The 18658-nt window shown below is 36.8% G+C and carries 16 protein-coding genes and 10 tRNA genes; 23 read left to right on the plus strand and 3 right to left on the minus strand.

Annotation, left to right across the window (positions count from 1 at the left end):
• Nucleotides 1-61: 61 nt before the first annotated feature.
• Together nirD and nirB are read right to left on the minus strand one after the other, a co-directional pair.
• Nucleotides 62-388 carry a nitrite reductase small subunit NirD gene (gene nirD, locus CIK00_RS11005; RefSeq protein WP_101768915.1) on the minus strand — a complete coding sequence of 109 codons (327 nt, stop codon included), beginning with the start codon at nucleotides 386-388 and terminating at the stop codon, nucleotides 62-64.
• On the minus strand, nucleotides 385-2952 hold the full coding sequence (nirB, locus tag CIK00_RS11010; protein ID WP_101768916.1) for a nitrite reductase large subunit NirB: 2568 nt from the start codon (nucleotides 2950-2952) through the stop codon (nucleotides 385-387). The genes nirD and nirB overlap by 4 nt, the downstream gene beginning before the upstream one ends.
• 533 nt (nucleotides 2953-3485) lie before the next feature.
• Between nirB and CIK00_RS11015 the strand changes: the two genes are divergently transcribed.
• From CIK00_RS11015 to CIK00_RS11090, 16 genes are all read left to right on the plus strand, one after another.
• Nucleotides 3486-3559 (plus strand) — tRNA-Cys (locus CIK00_RS11015).
• A 19-nt stretch (nucleotides 3560-3578) separates the two neighbouring features.
• Nucleotides 3579-3654 (plus strand) — tRNA-Gly (locus tag CIK00_RS11020).
• A 64-nt stretch (nucleotides 3655-3718) separates the two neighbouring features.
• Nucleotides 3719-3805, plus strand: a tRNA-Leu gene (locus CIK00_RS11025).
• 54 nt (nucleotides 3806-3859) lie between these two features.
• Nucleotides 3860-3933, plus strand: a tRNA-Cys gene (locus CIK00_RS11030).
• A 19-nt stretch (nucleotides 3934-3952) separates the two neighbouring features.
• Nucleotides 3953-4028, plus strand: a tRNA-Gly gene (locus CIK00_RS11035).
• 64 nt (nucleotides 4029-4092) lie between these two features.
• Nucleotides 4093-4179 (plus strand) — tRNA-Leu (locus CIK00_RS11040).
• A 146-nt stretch (nucleotides 4180-4325) separates the two neighbouring features.
• A tRNA-Gly gene (locus CIK00_RS11045) sits at nucleotides 4326-4401 on the plus strand.
• A gap of 64 nt (nucleotides 4402-4465) precedes the next feature.
• Nucleotides 4466-4552 (plus strand) — tRNA-Leu (locus CIK00_RS11050).
• A 54-nt stretch (nucleotides 4553-4606) separates the two neighbouring features.
• A tRNA-Cys gene (locus tag CIK00_RS11055) sits at nucleotides 4607-4680 on the plus strand.
• Nucleotides 4681-4699: 19 nt separating this feature from the next.
• Nucleotides 4700-4784 (plus strand) — tRNA-Leu (locus tag CIK00_RS11060).
• 491 nt (nucleotides 4785-5275) lie between these two features.
• A complete protein-coding gene (locus CIK00_RS11065) occupies nucleotides 5276-5764 on the plus strand; it encodes a hypothetical protein (RefSeq protein WP_101768917.1) in 489 nt (162 codons plus the stop codon).
• Nucleotides 5765-5767: 3 nt separating this feature from the next.
• Complete coding sequence (locus CIK00_RS11070; protein ID WP_101768918.1) at nucleotides 5768-6334, plus strand: DUF5384 family protein; 567 nt, start codon at nucleotides 5768-5770, stop codon at nucleotides 6332-6334.
• 160 nt (nucleotides 6335-6494) lie between these two features.
• The gene (locus tag CIK00_RS11075) at nucleotides 6495-6836 is read left to right on the plus strand and encodes an ArsR/SmtB family transcription factor (protein WP_101768919.1); all 342 of its coding nucleotides are present in this window, start codon (nucleotides 6495-6497) and stop codon (nucleotides 6834-6836) included.
• A gap of 108 nt (nucleotides 6837-6944) precedes the next feature.
• The gene (gene arsB, locus CIK00_RS11080) at nucleotides 6945-8000 is read left to right on the plus strand and encodes an ACR3 family arsenite efflux transporter (RefSeq protein WP_101768920.1); all 1056 of its coding nucleotides are present in this window, start codon (nucleotides 6945-6947) and stop codon (nucleotides 7998-8000) included.
• A 154-nt stretch (nucleotides 8001-8154) separates the two neighbouring features.
• Nucleotides 8155-8652, plus strand: coding sequence for a hypothetical protein (locus CIK00_RS11085; protein WP_101768921.1), 498 nt, complete (start codon nucleotides 8155-8157; stop codon nucleotides 8650-8652).
• Nucleotides 8653-8878: 226 nt separating this feature from the next.
• Nucleotides 8879-9391: an RNA methyltransferase gene (locus CIK00_RS11090; protein WP_101768922.1), complete on the plus strand. Its 513-nt coding sequence runs from the start codon at nucleotides 8879-8881 to the stop codon at nucleotides 9389-9391.
• Between the two features lie 70 nt (nucleotides 9392-9461).
• Here the strand turns inward: CIK00_RS11090 and CIK00_RS11095 are convergent, their stop codons facing one another.
• Nucleotides 9462-10319: a DMT family transporter gene (locus tag CIK00_RS11095; RefSeq protein WP_101768923.1), complete on the minus strand. Its 858-nt coding sequence runs from the start codon at nucleotides 10317-10319 to the stop codon at nucleotides 9462-9464.
• A gap of 261 nt (nucleotides 10320-10580) precedes the next feature.
• Here CIK00_RS11095 and CIK00_RS11100 point away from each other — a divergent pair, with 261 nt between their 5' ends.
• The 7 genes from CIK00_RS11100 to CIK00_RS11130 all read left to right on the plus strand — a co-directional run bounded on the left by CIK00_RS11100 (nucleotide 10581) and on the right by CIK00_RS11130 (nucleotide 18609).
• On the plus strand, nucleotides 10581-11189 hold the full coding sequence (locus CIK00_RS11100; protein WP_101768924.1) for a 2OG-Fe(II) oxygenase: 609 nt from the start codon (nucleotides 10581-10583) through the stop codon (nucleotides 11187-11189).
• Nucleotides 11190-11281: 92 nt separating this feature from the next.
• Nucleotides 11282-12055, plus strand: coding sequence for a metalloregulator ArsR/SmtB family transcription factor (locus tag CIK00_RS11105; RefSeq protein ID WP_233426557.1), 774 nt, complete (start codon nucleotides 11282-11284; stop codon nucleotides 12053-12055).
• Between the two features lie 29 nt (nucleotides 12056-12084).
• Complete coding sequence (locus tag CIK00_RS11110) at nucleotides 12085-12267, plus strand: protein-tyrosine phosphatase family protein (RefSeq protein ID WP_101768926.1); 183 nt, start codon at nucleotides 12085-12087, stop codon at nucleotides 12265-12267.
• A 192-nt stretch (nucleotides 12268-12459) separates the two neighbouring features.
• Nucleotides 12460-13458, plus strand: a complete 999-nt coding sequence (locus tag CIK00_RS11115; RefSeq protein WP_101768927.1) for an ArsJ-associated glyceraldehyde-3-phosphate dehydrogenase — start codon at nucleotides 12460-12462, stop codon at nucleotides 13456-13458.
• A gap of 43 nt (nucleotides 13459-13501) precedes the next feature.
• Nucleotides 13502-14734 (plus strand): organoarsenical effux MFS transporter ArsJ, encoded by a 1233-nt coding sequence (gene arsJ / locus CIK00_RS11120; RefSeq protein WP_101768928.1) that lies wholly within the window; start codon nucleotides 13502-13504, stop codon nucleotides 14732-14734.
• A gap of 184 nt (nucleotides 14735-14918) precedes the next feature.
• Nucleotides 14919-17864 (plus strand): bifunctional diguanylate cyclase/phosphodiesterase, encoded by a 2946-nt coding sequence (locus tag CIK00_RS11125; RefSeq protein ID WP_101768929.1) that lies wholly within the window; start codon nucleotides 14919-14921, stop codon nucleotides 17862-17864.
• Between the two features lie 76 nt (nucleotides 17865-17940).
• Complete coding sequence (locus tag CIK00_RS11130; protein ID WP_101768930.1) at nucleotides 17941-18609, plus strand: HAD family hydrolase; 669 nt, start codon at nucleotides 17941-17943, stop codon at nucleotides 18607-18609.
• The last annotated feature ends 49 nt before the right edge of the window (nucleotides 18610-18658 follow it).

The raw sequence follows: 18658 nt of genomic DNA on the forward strand, positions 1-18658 counted from the left end.
TTTATATTAACTTATGGCAAAAAGAGTTTGGCAATATATGCCAAACTCATTACTGCTTTAATTACAAGCGAACCTGTACTTGACCTTGGTGAACTTGAATCTGATAACACGTAATTTTAATATCAGGTTGTTCTAAACAATGACCATCAACTAATGAAAAACGTTGTTTCTTTAATGGACTCGCGATCCATAGTTGATCCTGATGTTGGCAAATAATCCCACGAGAGAGGACATTTGATTGTGCAAAAGGGTCTTTATTATTGAGGGCAAATAGTTGCTCACTATTATAGGGACGGAAAATCGCCACTTGTTGATCGCCAACTAATGCGCAAACACCGGTGCCGGGAATTAAATCATCAAGATTGCAGACAGAAATCCACTGACTCATGCTTTTTCCTCCAATGAAATAATAAAGGTTGTATCTTGTTCATGATTCATTGCTTTTTCATCAGCAGTTGCTGGACGATGCTGTTCGCGTGTAGGAACAAAAACAACGTTGTCATCATGCTTAGAACTATTAATGAAATGTGCAAAGCGCTTTAATTGTTGCTCATTGCTGAGTGTGGCTTGCCATTCACAGTGATAAGTTGCAATCAATCGTTCTGCGTCTGCTTCAAGTTGTTGGTTCAGGCCTAATTTATCATTGATGATGACGTCTTTAAGGTAATCAACGCCACCGTCTAAGCTTGTTAACCATGTTGAAGTACGTTGTAGCTTGTCGGCAGTACGGATATAGAACATCAAGTAGCGATCGATATATTTAATTAAGGTTGCAGTATCAAGATCTGCTGCAAATAAGTCGGCATGACGTGGTTTCATACCGCCATTACCGCCAACATACATATTCCAACCCGCATCTGTAGCAATAATACCTAAATCTTTACCTTGAGCTTCAGCACATTCACGAGTACAACCAGACACGCCGAACTTCATCTTATGGGGAGTACGAATACCTTTATAACGGTTCTCAAGTTGGACGCCTAAACCGACACTGTCTTGCACGCCAAAACGACACCAAGTGCTACCAACACATGTTTTTGCCATGCGGAGTGCTTTGGCATAGGCTTGACCTGTTTCAAATCCGGCATCAATCAGACGTTGCCAAATTTGTGGTAAATCGTCTTTATGAGCACCAAATAAACCAATACGCTGTGCGCCAGTTACCTTGGTGTAAAGTTTATAGTCACTTGCAACTTGGGCTAATGCTAATAATCCCGCTGGTGTCACTTCACCGCCAGCCATACGTGGAATAACAGAATAGGTGCCATCTTTTTGCATGTTGCCAAGGAAAATATCATTGGTGTCTTGGAGTGGTGTATTTTGAGGTGTGAGTGCGTATTCATTCCAACATGAAGCAAGGATTGAGCCGATTGTTGGTTTACAGACTTCACAGCCGTAACCTTTACCATATTTAGCCAGTAACGCCTCAAATGACGTAATTTCTTCTATACGAATAAGGTGTAAGAGTTCTTGGCGAGAATATTCAAAGTGCTCACAAAGGTGATTTTTAACTTCAACGCCGGCTTTCGCAAGTTCAGCATTAAGAACTTGGGTTATTAATGGTAAGCAACCGCCACAGCCTGTACCTGCTTTTGTTACTGCTTTAATCTCACCTAGCGTTGTATAACCATCAGCGACAGCTGCCGCAATTTTACCTTTAGTAACATCAAAACATGAACAAATGACAGCACTATCAGGTAATGAATCAGCGCCCATTGCCGGTTTTTCTGTACCCGCATGAGCCGGAAGAATTAGAGCGTCAGGATTTTTAGGTAATTCAATATTGTTCAATTTAAGCTGTAATAAATTACCATAATCAGCGGTATCACCGACCAACACGGCACCTAAAAGCTGCTTTCCGTCTTCTGAAACAATAATACGTTTATAAACATCTTGCTGTTCGTTAAGGTAAACATAGCTTTTACTGTTGGGAGTACGACCATTCGCATCACCAATACTGCCAACTTTTACGCCTAATAATTTTAATTTGGCGCTCATGTCAGCACCTTCAAAAGCATGCGACTCACCCAGTAAGTGACCTACAGCAATTTGCGCCATTTTATAACCAGGAGCAACTAAGCCAAAGAACATGTTGTTCCATGAAGCACACTCACCAATGGCATAAATATCATCATCAGATGTTTGACAGAAATTATTAATCGCAATACCGCCACGATTACCTAGCGCTAAATTGCAATGTTGAGCGAGTTTATCTTGGGGACGAATACCAGTAGAAAAGACAATAAAGTCGACTTCAAGTGAAGTGCCATCAGCAAATGCTAATGTATTGCGAGCATGTTCACCTTGGGCAATAATCTCTTGAGTATTTTTACCTGTATGAACTACAACACCGAGTTGTTCGATTTTTTTTCGAAGTTGTGCGCCACCATGGGGATCCAATTGCTCAGCCATCAGTACTGGGGCAAACTCAATAACATGAGTATCCACCCCTAATGCTTTTAGTGCACCAGCAGCTTCTAATCCAAGTAATCCGCCACCAACGACAACACCACTTTTACTGTGTTTAGCGGTTGCTTCAATCGCTTTAAGATCTTCAATGGTGCGATAAACAAAACAGTCTTTTGAATCATTGCCTTTAATTGATGGCACCCAAGGGTATGATCCTGTTGCCATAATTAACTTATCGTAATGAACTTCACGACCACTGTTTGAGTAAATGAGTTTTTGATCTCGGTTAATGGTGATGGCACGTTCGCCTAATAGGACCTTAACATCATGCTTTTGATAAAAACCTTGCTTAACGAGCGAGAGTTCTTCAGCGGTGTGGTGAGAGAAATAAGATGAAAGATGAACCCTATCATAGGCTACACGTGGTTCTTCACAAAAGACCGTAATATCATAGTTATCCATGTTAGCTTTATCGATAAGCTCTTCGATATAGCGGTGACCAACCATACCGTTACCAATAATCGCTATTTTGACTTTACTCATAAATCCTCTTAACAATATTGTGAATTACAATAATCTTATTGAGTGTTAGTCAGAATAAATATGATATAAATCAAATACAACTTTAAATAACCCTAAAGAGGTATACTTTAAAATCAAATAATTAGCGGTAACAATTAACGCTTATTGATGAAGATCTTACTGTAGAAGAAGGTGTTGTTTCCGATGTAATACTTTAGGTGAAAAGTTATTGACTATTTTATTTGTAATATTGTTAATGTGTGAATAACAATATGAAATTTAAGTGAACGTAAAGTAAATCTCAGTGCCTAGTTATAACAAAGGAATGACAGCTAACAAAAGATGATAATCTTTTAATTTAGAATGGTTATTTTGATGCGGGTGGTTTTTGATCAGAAATGGGCTGATTTTTAGGTGGATGTAACGGAAAATGACCACTTAAATAAAAAGTCATAATTTTTCGTTGACTCAGCCCGTAAAATCAGTAAATTACATCACATACCGCAGCGGGGTGACTCACTGAGGTTAGTACGGAATATAATTCTTTACGATATGGCGCGTTGGCAGAGTGGCTATGCATCGGATTGCAAATCCGCGTACCTCGGTTCGACTCCGGGACGCGCCTCCATTCTCTTTGAGAATAAAATGCGACACTAGCTCAGTTGGTAGAGCGCAACCTTGCCAAGGTTGAGGTCATCGGTTCGAACCCGATGTGTCGCTCCAAATTAAAGAATACGGCTTAGGCGGTATTTACAGATGGTGTCTTACTCATCGCAAGAAATTGCGTGCCCTGGTGGTGGAATTGGTAGACACAAGGGATTTAAAATCCCTCGGCGTTCGCGCTGTGCCGGTTCAAGTCCGGCCCGGGGCACCATCTATTACGTTGTTAAGCAATTAACAGCAGGCTAGGAGAATTCCTAGTAACGTTGGCGCGTTGGCAGAGTGGCTATGCAGCGGATTGCAAATCCGTGTACCTCGGTTCGACTCCGGGACGCGCCTCCATTCTCTTTGAGAATAAAATGCGACACTAGCTCAGTTGGTAGAGCGCAACCTTGCCAAGGTTGAGGTCATCGGTTCGAACCCGATGTGTCGCTCCAAATTAAAGAATACGGCTTAGGCGGTATTTACAGATGATGTCTTACCCATCGCAAGAAATTGCGTGCCCTGGTGGTGGAATTGGTAGACACAAGGGATTTAAAATCCCTCGGCGTTCGCGCTGTGCCGGTTCAAGTCCGGCCCGGGGCACCATCTATTACGTTGTTAAGCAATTAACAACAGGCTAGGGAAATCCTAGTAATATTGGCGTATTGGTAGAGTAGCTATGTAGTTAGTTGCAAGTCTGCGTACCTCGGTTCGACTTCAGAATACACCTCTATTCTCTTTGAGAATAAAATGCGACACTAGCTCAGTTGGTAGAGCGCAACCTTGCCAAGGTTGAGGTCATCGGTTCGAACCCGATGTGTCGCTCCAAATTAAAGAATACGGCTTAGGCAGTATTTACAGATGGTGTCTTACTCATCGCAAGAAATTGCGTGCCCTGGTGGTGGAATTGGTAGACACAAGGGATTTAAAATCCCTCGGCGTTCGCGCTGTGCCGGTTCAAGTCCGGCCCGGGGCACCATCTATTACGTTGTTAAGCAATTAACAGCAGGCTAGGAGAATTCCTAGTAACGTTGGCGCGTTGGCAGAGTGGTTATGCAGCGGATTGCAAATCCGTGTACCTCGGTTCGACTCCGGGACGCGCCTCCATTCTCTTTATGAGAATAAAGCCCGAGTGGTGAAATTGGTATACACGACGGATTCAAAATCCGTTTCCTTCGGGAGTGTCGGTTCAAGTCCGACCTCGGGCACCAATTAAAATAATAAAGCCTCAGCTCACGCTGGGGCTTTGTTGTTTCTAGTCTAATCACAAACTTAGCCCTGTCTTTTTCTGGTCAACTTCCTGTCCCATTCCATTAAAACCACTTCGTAAAACGGCTGTTCCTGCTGATATCCGGTCATGTTGAAAATCCATAGCCGATTACTGTCCTGCAAATTCCAACATAATCTTGTGTATTCAAGTGTCTCTCGTTAAAAATAAGCGTTTATGAAATTTTTATTTTATTATCACATTATGAGACATAGCGAATAAGGTCGGGGATATATAGTTTATTGTAGGGATTTGTTTAATGTCGTTCATATTATAAATATATATGCAGTTATTCTTTTTATATAAATTCAAAAAATATTAAAATACGAGCAATATGCCTTTTGGGTATTAACAAATATATAAATTAGGCGCAATATACCAACACTAGGTGCTTTGTTTTATAGCAACTGTTTGCGTTTAATTATGGTGTGAGAAATGAAAAAAATAATCGCTTTATCTTTATTATCGGCTGTTATTCTAAGTGGTTGCGGAGTAACAGGGGAACAATATAAAGCATCAACTTATCAAGTTAGTGCCTTGAATCAAAAACAAGAAGCAAAAACTATCAACATTATAGCTGTTACTCCAGCAAAGGTGCAGGTTGATAATAAAGAAGCTAAAAAAGACGTGGCTGCGGTTGGGGGATTTTTAGGTAGTATTGCTGGAGCGTTTATTGGCAATAATCAGGGAGAAACACTTGTAGGTGGTGTCTTGGGGGGGGTCACAGGAGGTGCTAGTAGTATGCTTGTTTCCGATAAAGTAATGGTCGATGCTGTTTCTTTAACATATTCTGAAAATAATAAAATTTATACGTCGACTCAAGTAGGGCAAGCTTGCGAGTTTAAACCCGGTGTTGCTTTAGTTATATCAACTCAAGCTAATGAGACTCGAGTTCAGCCTAACTCAGTATGTAAGGAAAGTTAAGCTATGAAGAAAGTGATAATATTTCTTTGCACATTTTGTATTTCACCTTTTTCAATGGCTAATGCTGATACATTACAATCTCAATTATCTGCAATTCATCAAGCAGAAAGTATTGGGATTTCAAATATAAAAGCAGAACAAATACGGCAGGATAAAATAGAAGCAAGACACCGAGCTAAATTGGCTCGTATTGTTTCTCAAAAAAGAAAGCAAGCAGAACAATCGGCGAGATTAAGACATAAAAAGGCACTAGAAAAGCAAAAACGATTAGATGCTCTGCATCAAGAAAAGGTGGCTGAACGTTTAGCGGATAAATATCGAGATCAAGAATATCAAGATAAATTACGAGATCTTGAGTTTAAAAGTAAAATGATAGCTATTCAAAAAGAATCAGCAAGAGCAGCTAGAGAAAATGATTTTATTGATGTAGAACTTAACAGACAAAAAGCCAAAACTGATATATTGCAATCTGAAGCTGATGCTACAAGAAATGTATCAAAAGGCACTCAAAATTTGATGGAGTCAGAAGGTCGAGCTAAAGAAGATGCTAATAGTGGTTGGTTCAATTAAGTTCGTTCTAATTATTGGTGAAATATTATTCTTATTTAAGTAATTAATGCCTCAATTGAAAGATTGAGGCTTTTTATTCGCCTTATCTAAAAATTGATAATTGCACTGTTCTTCAATATGAAGTATCGTTAATCGACGATTAACGAGATGGTGTGATAAAATAATGACCAAATGTCCTGATTCTTGCCAAATATCTTTTGCGGCAACAGATCAACAACTAAAGACAGAACAAACATTAGCAGCACAAGCTAAAGCATTATCACATCCTGCACGTTTGCGTATTCTTCACATTCTTCATACCTTAGATGCGATGGATAGCTGTTTAAACAGTGATCTAGTGTCTGAGTTAGGATTAGCGCAATCAACAGTTTCTGAGCATTTACGGATACTAAAACAGGCTAATTTTATTAAAGCTGAACCAAACCCACCTAAAGTGTGTTATCGCATTAACCGTGAAGCACTAAATACATTTAACGCTAAATTTTCAGATTTCTTGTCTTAATATTTTATTAAGTACTTTATAGACAAGATTGGATTTTTTCATGACAATTAATCGTTATTCGACGATTAACGATTGATTGTTGTAAATAATAAATATTGGAAGGTTACTATGACAACAAAGGTTTTAAATAGCCCAAATAATAAAATGCAGTTTCTTGATCGTTACTTAACGGTATGGATTTTTGCTGCAATGATCATTGGGGTGGGGATCGGCGCTATTTTTCCTGAAGTGTCTCAGTGGAATCAAGCGATGTCGGTTGGAACAACCAATGTTCCGTTGGCGATTGGTTTGATTTTAATGATGTATCCTCCTCTTGCAAAAGTAAATTATGGATTAATGGGAAAAGTAACCAAAGATAAACAAGCCCTTACGTTATCTTTGGTTATGAATTGGATTGTTGGCCCTATTTTAATGTTTGTTTTAGCATTAACCTTCCTTGGTGATCATCCCGGTTACATGGTGGGGATTATTCTTATCGGCTTGGCTCGTTGTATTGCGATGGTATTAGTCTGGAATGATATTGGAGGCGGTAATAAAGAGTATGGCGCTACATTGGTTGCATTAAACAGCGCATTTCAAATTCTGACTTACAGTGTTATGGCGTGGTTGTTTATTACGGTATTACCACCACTATTTGGTTATCAAGGTTTTGCTATTAATATATCTATTATAGATATTGCAGAAAGTGTTCTTATTTATCTTGGTATTCCTTTCCTTGCGGGTTTTATTAGTCGTAAATGGTTGGTCGCTAAAAAAGGAGATCAATGGTACAACGAGGTGTTTATTCCACATATTTCACCTATTACGTTAATTGCATTACTCGCTACGATTGTGCTGATGTTTAGCCTTAAAGGCGATATGATTTTAGCCTTACCAATGGATGTTTTCCGTGTTGCTGTGCCACTGGTTATTTACTTTGTTCTAATGTTTTTTATTAGCTTCTTTGTTGGTAAGAAAATGGGTATTCCTTATGACAAGAATGCCTCTATTGCTTTTACAGCCACCGGCAACAATTTTGAATTAGCGATTGCAGTGTCTATTTCAGTGTTTGGATTGAGTTCAGATCAAGCATTCGCTGGGGTAATTGGTCCTTTGGTTGAAGTGCCAGTGTTAATTGCTTTGGTTAATGTTGCGCTTAGAATGAAACAAAAATATTATCCGTAACTTTTAAATTAATGTGGGTATTAAAATAATAAATTGAGAATAATCAGGGTGTTTATTGATGGATTTTATAATTTGTATTGCAGATAATATGTAATCCAGTATAACCATTATCTACTTGATAAATTTATTTATACTAAACATTAGGATTGCAAGCATGCTAGATCATGTCGTAACAACCTACACCCGATCTATATTTGATGATGATCTTGAAGATGGTTCTATTGATGATTTTTCAGAAGAATCAGCATTGGTAATGGACGTCTCTTCTGAGCGAGCGGATACATTAGCGATGCTGATTGAAAAAGGGATAGCGCTTACTGATGGGGGCTATCATTTGATCGATGATGAAAATCGAATAGGGTATCGTGCGACCGTTGATTTGAAAGATGCCAGTATCATTCGTTTTAATTTAGTACACATCACATCTGAAGACTCACGTCATTTAAATGCCTATGATATTGAAGTGATCGCTGCTGCTGATGATAATAAAGTGTATATATCCACAATGCCGTATATGCCATTTTTTACTACTATTCTTGATATGTATAATGGCGATGAAGCACAAAAGATAGATGCATCGATACAGCAAGCCATTGAAGATTTATCGTTAGGTTGGTTATGTCATCATTTAGCAGATAATAACGTAAATTAATTATTATTAATTATAGTGATTATCGACGTTGAGTTAATTTTTTAGTATAGAATTTCAACAGCGATTATTTAAAGAAGAAGCTTCATTCAAAAGAGTGAGGCTTTTTTGCTTATGGGTCTGACGGTAACGTTAAGTTTGGTTACTTCTTTCTGCAAAGTTACTATTTTAGTATAATGGCATCTTTATTTATATTTGTTGTTAATCTAAACAATAAGGTATTCCTGACATGAAAGATGCATCAGTAATCATTGGATTAAGTAATCCTAAAAGTCCAACCAATATCGGTGCTGTACTCAGAGCTGCTGGTTGTTATAAAGCAGATGCTGTTATTTATACGGGAACCCGTTACGATAAAGCCGCAAAATTTCAGACAGATACTAAAAAAATGGCACAGACAATTCCATTATCTGGTGTTGAATCTATGCTTGATAATTTGCCGAAAGATATGAAGATTGTTTGTGTCGATTTTGCTGAGGGAGCAACATTATTGCCTCATTTTCAGCATCCAGACAAAGCGATCTATATTTTTGGTCCTGAAGATGGTTCCATTTCACAAGACGTAGCAAACAGAGCCGACCATGTTGTTTATGTACCCACGGTTGGTTGTATGAACTTAGCAGCATCCGTTAATGTTGTTTTATATGACCGTCTTGCTAAACAAGAAAATATTATCCAGAGTGATGAACATATTCGCCAAAATCGTGATAATAAAAATAATTTACGTGTAAGCGCTAAATAATATTTAACATGATTGATGGATTATCGCCGTTGTAAATACGAACGGCGGTAATTTTATTCGGTATTATATATTACGCAGATTGTTTAAGATCCCACACAGTATAAAGCCCTAATGTAATTAATATTATAGCTCCGCCTAAAATATCGTTTATTGATGGTTGCTCGCCAATCACTAAAAATACGTATAGTGGGCCTAATAGAATTTCCATTAGCAAAATTAAGCTTGTTTGAGCGGCTGGAATATAGGCTGCAGATTTTGAAATACACAGATAAGAGCCGGGTACAACAATACCACCTAATATCAATAAATATAACATTTGGAGATGGGATAACGAAAAGGGTTGAGCACCTTTAATATAAGCGAACACCGCAATCATAAAGCCAGCTATAATCAGAATATTAGCGGCTTGTTCCCCTTTCGTTTTACGCATGGCGACTAAATAGATAGCGGTTGCTAATGCCGTAACCAATGCTAATACATTGCCTACCCATTGACCGCCAGCTGGCGCAAACGCAAAGATAATCCAAATGCCACTGGTAGCGATACCAATAGCAAGTAATGTTGGCCATTTCAGTTTCTCTTTTAAGATTAAAAAACCTAAAATAGCGGTAAAAAACGGTGCGGTATTGATAATAACAAGGGTACTTGCTACTTGAGTATAATGTAGCGATTCAATAAAGCAGACGGTTGAAGCTGCAAAAATAAATCCTAAGCCTAAAAGAGATAAAGATGGGTGTGAGATTTCAGTTATAAATTTCTTACGATTATAAAATAGTTGAACAATCACCAATACGATACATTGAAACGCACCACGCCAAAAAAGTACATTCCATGCAGTAGAATTTGATAGTTTAACGAATAAACTATCAAAGCTTAATATCATTATGCCAATAAAAGCCAATAATAATCCGTGTTTTTTATCGCTCATAACAACGATTTCCCATACATTTAAATCAGTAAATTAATGTTTTTATCAAAATTATTTATTTAATACGTGATGAGTATTTAATAAATATTATGTCTATGTGGCATTAGTCACTATTTGATTAGATTAATCAACTACTGAATCTAATATTGTATACGTCATTGTTAATTTGAGTAGAAAATTTCATAGTTATGATGATTTTTATGATTTGTCGTAAAGTGTGTCTGCCCTTATAACGTTTTTTTATTTAATATTGGAACGACTATGAACAACGGCAAGCTTATTGATGCATTATTTACCCAAGGGTGGTTTGTTTGGGATGATTTCTTAACTCAAGATAAAGTCAGTGAACTGAAAGCCTGTATTCCCGCAGATTGGAGTCAAGCAGGGATCGGTCGTAATGAGACATATCTGACTAAAAAAGCAATTAGAAGTGATAAAATTCAGTGGTTATCTTCAGATATGGGGCCACCAGTTACTGATTTTTTACAGCAAATGAATGATATTCGAGTCGAAGTAAATCGTCATTTTTTCTTGGGTTTATTTGAATATGAAGCACATTTTTCCAAATATGAACAAGGTGACTTTTATCAAAAGCATTTAGATTGTTTTCGTGGTCAAGAGAACCGTAAATTAACAACGGTCTTTTATTTAAATGATGATTGGCAGCCAGGACATGGTGGTTGTCTTAAAATGTATGATCTCGACGATAATGAATTAGCAACATTAGATCCAAAAGCAGGCAGATTAGTCGTTTTTTTATCTGAACTGTTTCCGCATGAAGTACTTCCCGTGACACAACAACGATTTAGTATTGCTGGTTGGTTTAGAACCAATGGCGTCAGTGGCCATCAATTAGATATAGCTCGTTAGAATTCAAAGATATATTTTTTATTACTTGAACTTGTCATATATGTTTTATCGTATATTCTAATGTTTCAATGATAATTAATAAGGTTTTTACTGTGAAACGTATTTTGTTTCTTTGTACCGGTAATTCTGCACGATCGCAACTTGCTGAAGCATTAATGCGTCATATGTGTCGAGACAGTGAAACTGTAATTGGTCAATTTGAAATTATGAGTGCAGGAATGGCGCCAGAAAGCGTTGATTCACGAGTTTATGAAGTACTCAATTATCATCATATTAATTCCGATAATTTAACTAGTGTATTGGCATCGAGTTTACAACATCGACATTTCGATGTCGTGATAACGTTGTGTGATAAAGCCAGTAGAGAATGTGCTCTTTTCCCTGATTCTGACGCATTAATACATTGGGATTTTAAAGATCCTAAGCCAGAGTCCGGCTCTCAAGGTTTCTATGATGTCTTTGATGGCTTAAAAGCCAAGATAGCGTTATTTTTAATGCTTAATGGTGATAATCAATCTGACACTATTGGTGCGGTTGAGTTATTTAAAATAATGAGTGATCCATTACGATTACGTATTTTAATGTTAATTCATGATGAAGTTGCTTTATCTGTAGGGGATTTGACGAAAGCGTTACAGGTTAGCCAACCGAAAGTTTCTCGTCATTTAGCCTTATTACGTGATAGTGGTGTATTACAAGATCAACGTGAAGGGGTGTGGATTTTTTATCATTTCTCTTCCGATTTACCAGTATGGATCCGCCATACATTTGATACGGTACGTAATGGTCAACTTGCATTGATTAATCAAGAAAAAATACGTTTAAGTGCAATAAAAAACAGGAAGAAACCACCATCAATTTATTAATGCTATAGCAGAATAGGAATTGTTACGTTATGGATAATATACATCCTGTTTGGACACTACCATTAAATGAAGCAGCCTTTACCAAAGGTGGCTTATTATTAACACCATGCCCTGGAACAAAAGGGGTTAATACGATAACGAGCTTGCGTCAATTAAAAGCGGCGGGAGCAACGGTAGTGTTAACTGCGTTAGAATATAAAGCAGTGGAATGATGACGCTAAGTACTAATTGCTATCAATAATAATTTATTACGAAACCTCGCAGATGCGGGGTTTTTTGTTATTGAAGCTTGTTGAACGTATTTTAGGTAAAAAAGGTTTATTTCTTTTCTTGTGGCTGATATATTTGATTTTCCATATATATGGATATTCGTATATTTATTATTAACAAGGTAAGGAAGAATCATGACTATTAAAGTAGGGATTAATGGATTTGGTCGTATTGGCCGCTTAGTATTACGTGCTGCATTTGACTGGCCTGAGATTGAATTTGTCTTAATTAATGATGTTGCAGGTGATGTTAATACCTTGTCCCATTTACTTGAATTTGATTCGATTCAAGGGCGTTGGGGACATGCTGTGACTGTTGATAATGGCAAAATGATGATTAATGGTCATGCAATTCGTTATTGTCAGCAACAACAGATTGCTGATGTCGATTGGTCGGGTTGTGATGTTGTATTAGAAGCCACAGGTGTTCACCGTGATACTCAATACCTTAATCAATATTTACAGCAAGGCGTAAAGCGGGTAGTGGTTTCTGCGCCAGTAAAAGCCGAGGGAGTATTGAATATTGTGGTCGGGGTTAACGATCATTTATTTGATGCTAAAAAACACCGTATTGTTACTGCCGCATCTTGTACTACCAATTGTATTGCGCCCGTTGTTAAAGTGATCCACGAACATCTTGGTATCAAGCAAGCATCGTTTACTACTATCCATAATTTAACCAATACACAAACTATCCTAGATGCGCCGCATAAAGATCTTCGTCGTGCTCGTGCATGTGGTATGAGTTTAATTCCAACAACAACGGGTTCAGCTAAAGCCATTGTGGAAATCTTTCCAGAGTTAGCTGGGAAAATTGATGGTCATGCGGTGCGTGTACCATTGGCAAACGCATCATTGACGGATATTATTTTTGATGTTGAGCGTGATACTTCTATTGATGAAGTTAATCAATTATTGAAAGCTGCATCAGAAACGGAACTGAGTGGTATTTTAGGCTTTGAGGCCCGCCCATTGGTGTCGATTGACTATCGCGGTGATCAACGATCAACTATTATTGATGCGCTATCAACCATGGTTGTAAATCATCGTATGGTAAAAATTTATGCGTGGTATGACAATGAAATGGGTTATGCCACACGGACAGCAGAATTAATTCGTAAAGTTGGTTGTTAATCAGCTAATAATAAAAAGTGATAATAAGTTAGAGAGTATTTTTATGTTAGCAAAGCTGAGCCAGTTACCCAATGATGTACGCCAATATATGTTGGTGACATTTAATTATTGGAATTTCACTCTAACGGATGGCGCATTAAGAATGTTGGTGGTTTTACATTTCCACCAACTGGGTTATAGCCCGTTAGAGATTGCCTCATTATTTTTATTTTATGAATTTTTTGGCGTGGTAACGAATTTAATTGGTGGCTGGCTTGGTGCGCGGGTGGGTTTAAATAAGACCATGAATATTGGTTTGTTTATGCAGGTTGTCGCATTGTTAATGTTGGCTGTACCTTCCGCAAATCTTACTGTTATATGGGTAATGTTTGCCCAAGCGTTATCAGGTATTGCTAAAGACTTAAATAAGATGAGTGCTAAAAGTGCGATTAAAACACTCGTTCCAAATGATCAGCAAGGTGCATTATATAAATGGATCGCACTGTTAACAGGTTCAAAAAATGCACTTAAAGGTGTCGGCTTTTTCTTAGGGGGGGCGTTACTGGCATTGATTGGTTTTCAAGGTGCAGTTATTGCGATGGCTGGAGTGCTTGCCGTCGTATTTATATGTAGCCTATTGTGGCTTGATAAAGATCTTGGCAAGGCAAAGAGTAAGGTAAAATTCAGTCAGATTTTCTCAAAAAGTAGAAGTATAAATATACTGTCTGCGGCCAGAATGTTTCTTTTTGGTGCGCGTGATGTCTGGTTTGTGATTGCATTACCATTATATTTGGGGCAAGTTTTTGGCTGGGATTATATATTGGTTGGTGGTTTTTTAGCGTTGTGGGTCATTGGTTATGGCTTGGTTCAGAGTATTGCCCCAAGAATTACCGGTAAAACGGAAGGCATAGTACCCGATGGTCGAGTTGCATTTGGATGGGCAATGATACTGGCTGTGGTTACGGGAGTGATAGCTATTGCATTACAATTTAATTGGTATCCGCAATTAATTATTATTATTGGTCTAATGATCTTTGGTGCTATTTTTGCGATTAATTCCTCATTACATTCTTATTTAATAGTAAGTTATGCCAAAGATGATGGTGTAAGTTTAGATGTGGGATTTTATTATATGGCAAATGCAATGGGGCGTTTAATTGGAACATTGCTTTCAGGCATGATATATCAATTATATGGTTTAGCGATGTGTTTATGGATAGCATTTATTTTTATTATGATGACAACAATTATATCATTATGGTTACCTCGTCACAGTACAACAACGGCGTCTATTTAATCTAATTGTGTTATTGTTTTTAGTGATAAAGTGATATTCACCTGAAAGATATTAAATAAAATTTATTATCAATACTGACTTCCTTTAATTATGCTATAACATGCGCTATATTAAGCAGTTATTATTTTTCCAGTATTAAAGATAATTATTTTTCCAGATATATTGTTTAGGCTACTGATTACTTATGGTTACAACACTAAAAGCATTAAAACGAAACAGTTATGGTGGCGAGTTCATACAAGAAGTACTGCATACTGTTTATAAAACATTAAAACCCACACATTGTTATATTGCTTATTTTGATCAAAAGCATCACAAAGCGACATCTTTAGCTTATTCTATTAATGATCGTTTTTCGAACACCGTATTTACATATTTAATCAATAATTCTCTTTGTGAAAAGATGATATCTTCTGGAAAACCTTACTATTTTTCTAATAATATCTCACAGATCTACCCATTCAATCAGATAATCACTTCTTATTCATTACAACATTATCTCGGCATACCTATCTTTTCTGAGAGCAGTGAAGTTGTGGGTGTTCTTGGATGTTTATTTGAACATCCTTATTTTTTTTCTGAAGAACGGTATGGCGAATGGTGCCAAGTTCTTGGTGATATTCTTGGTTCTGATGTGCAATATTTAGCAGTGCTATCAGAACAAAAAAAACTACTTTGTGAAATGGAAGAATACCAGCAAGAAGCTCAGCTTGGTAATTTTCAAGTAGATATAGCAACGGGTAGTGCCTATTGGAGTAAAGAAATTTATCGAATATTCCAATGTGAAATTGATAGTTTTACACCTAATGAAACAACGACGAATCAATATATTCATCCTGATGATCGTACCCGTATTCTTGAACTAAGACGTGATATGCTAGATAGTAATAGCATGAGTTATAATGTTATTTATCGTATTGTTTTAGCAGAAGGTGAAAATAAATACTTACGTGAGCATTGTCATATATTGCGTGATATTAATGGGATTGCCACATTAATTAAAGGTATTGTACAAGACATTACCGAATTTTATTACCTTTCAAATAAATTAGATCAAGCATCAGATAAATTAAGCGTAACATATAACGCAGTTACTGAAGGTCTATGGGAATATAATTTAGAAACACAAGTATTATTAACATCACCTAAATTTTGGGATATTTTAGGTATTAATGAAACCCCTGTTAATAATATATATGATTGGGTTATGATGATTCACAACGATGACCGTTTAGCGGTTATTGAATGTTTTTCAAGTTTACGTAATGGTGATACAACCTCAATTGATGTTGAATTTAGATTAAAATCAGGAAGTAATGACAAAAATTGTCGTTGGTTTAATTGTAAAGGTAATATTATTGAATCCAATAGTATTAATTGTTACAACCGCATTGTCGGTATATTAATTGATATAACCGATGCTGTTGTAGCAGAGCAGCAATTAACCCTTGCTAAAACAGTTTTTGATAATACGTCTGAATGTATTGTGATAACCGATAAAGATAATAATATAATTTCAGTTAATAAAGCCTTTGAAAAAGTAACAGGCTATTGTCATGCTGATATTGTTGGTGAAAATCCACGTATATTAGCATCGGGTTATCATAATACTGCTTTTTATAAACAAATGTGGCATAGCCTTGAAACAACAGGAACATGGCAAGGGCAATTAAATAACCGCCGTAGTGATGGTATTGTTTATCCTGAAGAAATGACGATTAATAAAATTGAAGATGATCATAATGTTATTAATTATGTTGGTTTTTTTCATGATATTAGTTCTCGAAAGCAAACTGAAAAGAAATTAAAACTATTAGCAAATAATGACACCTTGACAGGGTTAATGAATCGCCGTCATTTTATTGAAAAAGTAGAAAAATACATCGCACAAATTGATGACGTATCAACTAATAAATTATCGACGTCAATGTGTTCACTTTTATTTATTGATCTTGATGATTTTAAGATTTTTAATGATCTTTATGGTCATGATTTTGGGGATACAGTTTTACAAAAAGTAGCTGATATTCTTAGAACGACACTTTGTGAGTACAGTGTCGTTTGTCGTTATGGTGGCGATGAATATGCCGTCTTAATTAAAGAGCAAGATGTTAATTATGCTCAAAGGATTGCCAATAGATTGGTAAGTATTATGTCACAACCGATTCAATGTAATGGTATTGATATAAATTTAACTATTAGTATTGGTATATCATCATATCCTGAAAGTGGTACGACACATCAAGCTTTACTTAAGAATGCTGATTATGCCATGTATGAACAGAAGTGGTTAGGGCGTAATGGTGTCTGTGTTTATGATCAACAATTACAACATGAATATATCCGTAAATTAAAATTACGCGATAAATTAAAGCATGCTATTAATGCTCAAAAGATAATCGTCCATTATCAGCCTATTGTTGATAATAAAACCGGTAACGTATGTAAATTTGAAGCACTAGCGCGTTGGCATGATGATCAAGAGGGTTTCATCTCTCCAGGGGTCTTTATTCCTATTGCTGAACGCTACGGTTTAATTGGTATGTTAGGTCAATTAGTTTTTGAAAAAGCGTGTGCTGATTTAGATCGTATTCATCGCAGTGGTTTTACCGATGTTGTTTTTTCAATTAACCACTCAGTGAAAGAATTCTCACAGCATAATCAAGAATATATTTTTGAAACGATCAATAACTATAACTTACCCTATAGCGCGATAATGATTGAAATTACTGAATCAACAGCCCTTGATGACGGTAAGAATATTATTGATATTCTTGCGGCATTTAGATCACGCGGTATTGCGATTTCATTAGATGATTTTGGCACGGGTTATTCGTCATTAGCAGCCATTATTGATATTAAACCCGATATTATTAAGATTGATCGAAGCTTTATTGTTAATATTGAACACAGTAAAGAGAGTCAAATGTTAGTTTCATTAGTTATCGATCTTAGTCGTAAATTAAAGGTTGAGGTTGTTGCTGAAGGTGTTGAAACACAAGCGCAATTGGATATTTTATCTGAGATGTCGTGTCATTATATTCAAGGTTTCTACTATAGCCCAGCAGTAGCGATTGATGATGCGATTACGATACTTAAAGCACGTAATAGTGCTAGTGGTGTGAGATGAATAGCGAGCTGTTATTTGTAAAAGTAGGATGTTATAAAAGCAGTTCTTTTATATAGAAATTATTATTTGGTAAACAATGCAAACTCTTTTTTTTGATTTTGATGGTACGTTAGTTGATTCTGAAACGTTTCACGCTAACAATTGGAGTGACTATTTAGCGACATATGGTGTTACGTTAACGGCAGAAGATTTTATTGAATATTATGCTGGGGTTACGTGGCCAAAGATAGCGAAACATTTTATAGATAGTTATCAACTTAATGTAGATATCGTCACTATTACGACTGAAATGGAAGCATTGACTGATACCAAAATTCGTCAGCAAGGGATCCCCGCCTTACCTGGTGTTGATGCCGTGCTTCACGCTTTTTCTGGTAAAGTACCAATGGCGGTTGTGACAGGAGCGCCTCGAGATTACGTTGAAGGTGTCTTAAAATTACATGGCTGGCTAGATTTATTTGATCAAGTATTCAGTGGCTATGAAGTTGCAAATAATAAACCGTCACCTGATGTTTATTTACATGCTTGCCAAGCAATGAAGGTTCAACCTTATCAAGTCGTTGCGATAGAAGATAGCCGTACGGGTTTACAATCAGCAAAAAATGCCGATATTTGTTGTCTATTGATTAATGGACATCCTTCACTAACAGCAATTAATGCTGATCATTCATTTGTTTCAATGGTTGAGGCAAAACCATTACTAGATGCGTTATTTAAAGATAAATTATCGTCTGCAGCTGCGTGAAGTAAGCAATTATCTTGCAGTAACAATACGCTATGTTAAATTATGCACG

Origin of the sequence: Photobacterium carnosum (genome assembly GCF_002849605.1) — a bacterium.
Lineage (GTDB): Bacteria > Pseudomonadota > Gammaproteobacteria > Enterobacterales > Vibrionaceae > Photobacterium > Photobacterium carnosum.

What these genes read in the sequence shown, in the direction of transcription:
- CIK00_RS11130 (WP_101768930.1), top strand. Translation starts at nt 17,941, where the DNA reads ATGCAAACTCTTTTTTTTGATTTTGATGGTACGTTAGTTGATTCTGAA.
- CIK00_RS11065 (WP_101768917.1), top strand. Translation starts at nt 5,276, where the DNA reads ATGAAAAAAATAATCGCTTTATCTTTATTATCGGCTGTTATTCTAAGT.
- CIK00_RS11110 (WP_101768926.1), top strand. Translation starts at nt 12,085, where the DNA reads ATGGATAATATACATCCTGTTTGGACACTACCATTAAATGAAGCAGCC.
- CIK00_RS11090 (WP_101768922.1), top strand. Translation starts at nt 8,879, where the DNA reads ATGAAAGATGCATCAGTAATCATTGGATTAAGTAATCCTAAAAGTCCA.
- arsJ (WP_101768928.1), top strand. Translation starts at nt 13,502, where the DNA reads ATGTTAGCAAAGCTGAGCCAGTTACCCAATGATGTACGCCAATATATG.
- CIK00_RS11115 (WP_101768927.1), top strand. Translation starts at nt 12,460, where the DNA reads ATGACTATTAAAGTAGGGATTAATGGATTTGGTCGTATTGGCCGCTTA.
- CIK00_RS11095 (WP_101768923.1), bottom strand. Translation starts at nt 10,319, where the DNA reads ATGAGCGATAAAAAACACGGATTATTATTGGCTTTTATTGGCATAATG.
- CIK00_RS11070 (WP_101768918.1), top strand. Translation starts at nt 5,768, where the DNA reads ATGAAGAAAGTGATAATATTTCTTTGCACATTTTGTATTTCACCTTTT.
- nirD (WP_101768915.1), bottom strand. Translation starts at nt 388, where the DNA reads ATGAGTCAGTGGATTTCTGTCTGCAATCTTGATGATTTAATTCCCGGC.
- arsB (WP_101768920.1), top strand. Translation starts at nt 6,945, where the DNA reads ATGACAACAAAGGTTTTAAATAGCCCAAATAATAAAATGCAGTTTCTT.
- CIK00_RS11125 (WP_101768929.1), top strand. Translation starts at nt 14,919, where the DNA reads ATGGTTACAACACTAAAAGCATTAAAACGAAACAGTTATGGTGGCGAG.
- CIK00_RS11100 (WP_101768924.1), top strand. Translation starts at nt 10,581, where the DNA reads ATGAACAACGGCAAGCTTATTGATGCATTATTTACCCAAGGGTGGTTT.
- CIK00_RS11085 (WP_101768921.1), top strand. Translation starts at nt 8,155, where the DNA reads ATGCTAGATCATGTCGTAACAACCTACACCCGATCTATATTTGATGAT.
- nirB (WP_101768916.1), bottom strand. Translation starts at nt 2,952, where the DNA reads ATGAGTAAAGTCAAAATAGCGATTATTGGTAACGGTATGGTTGGTCAC.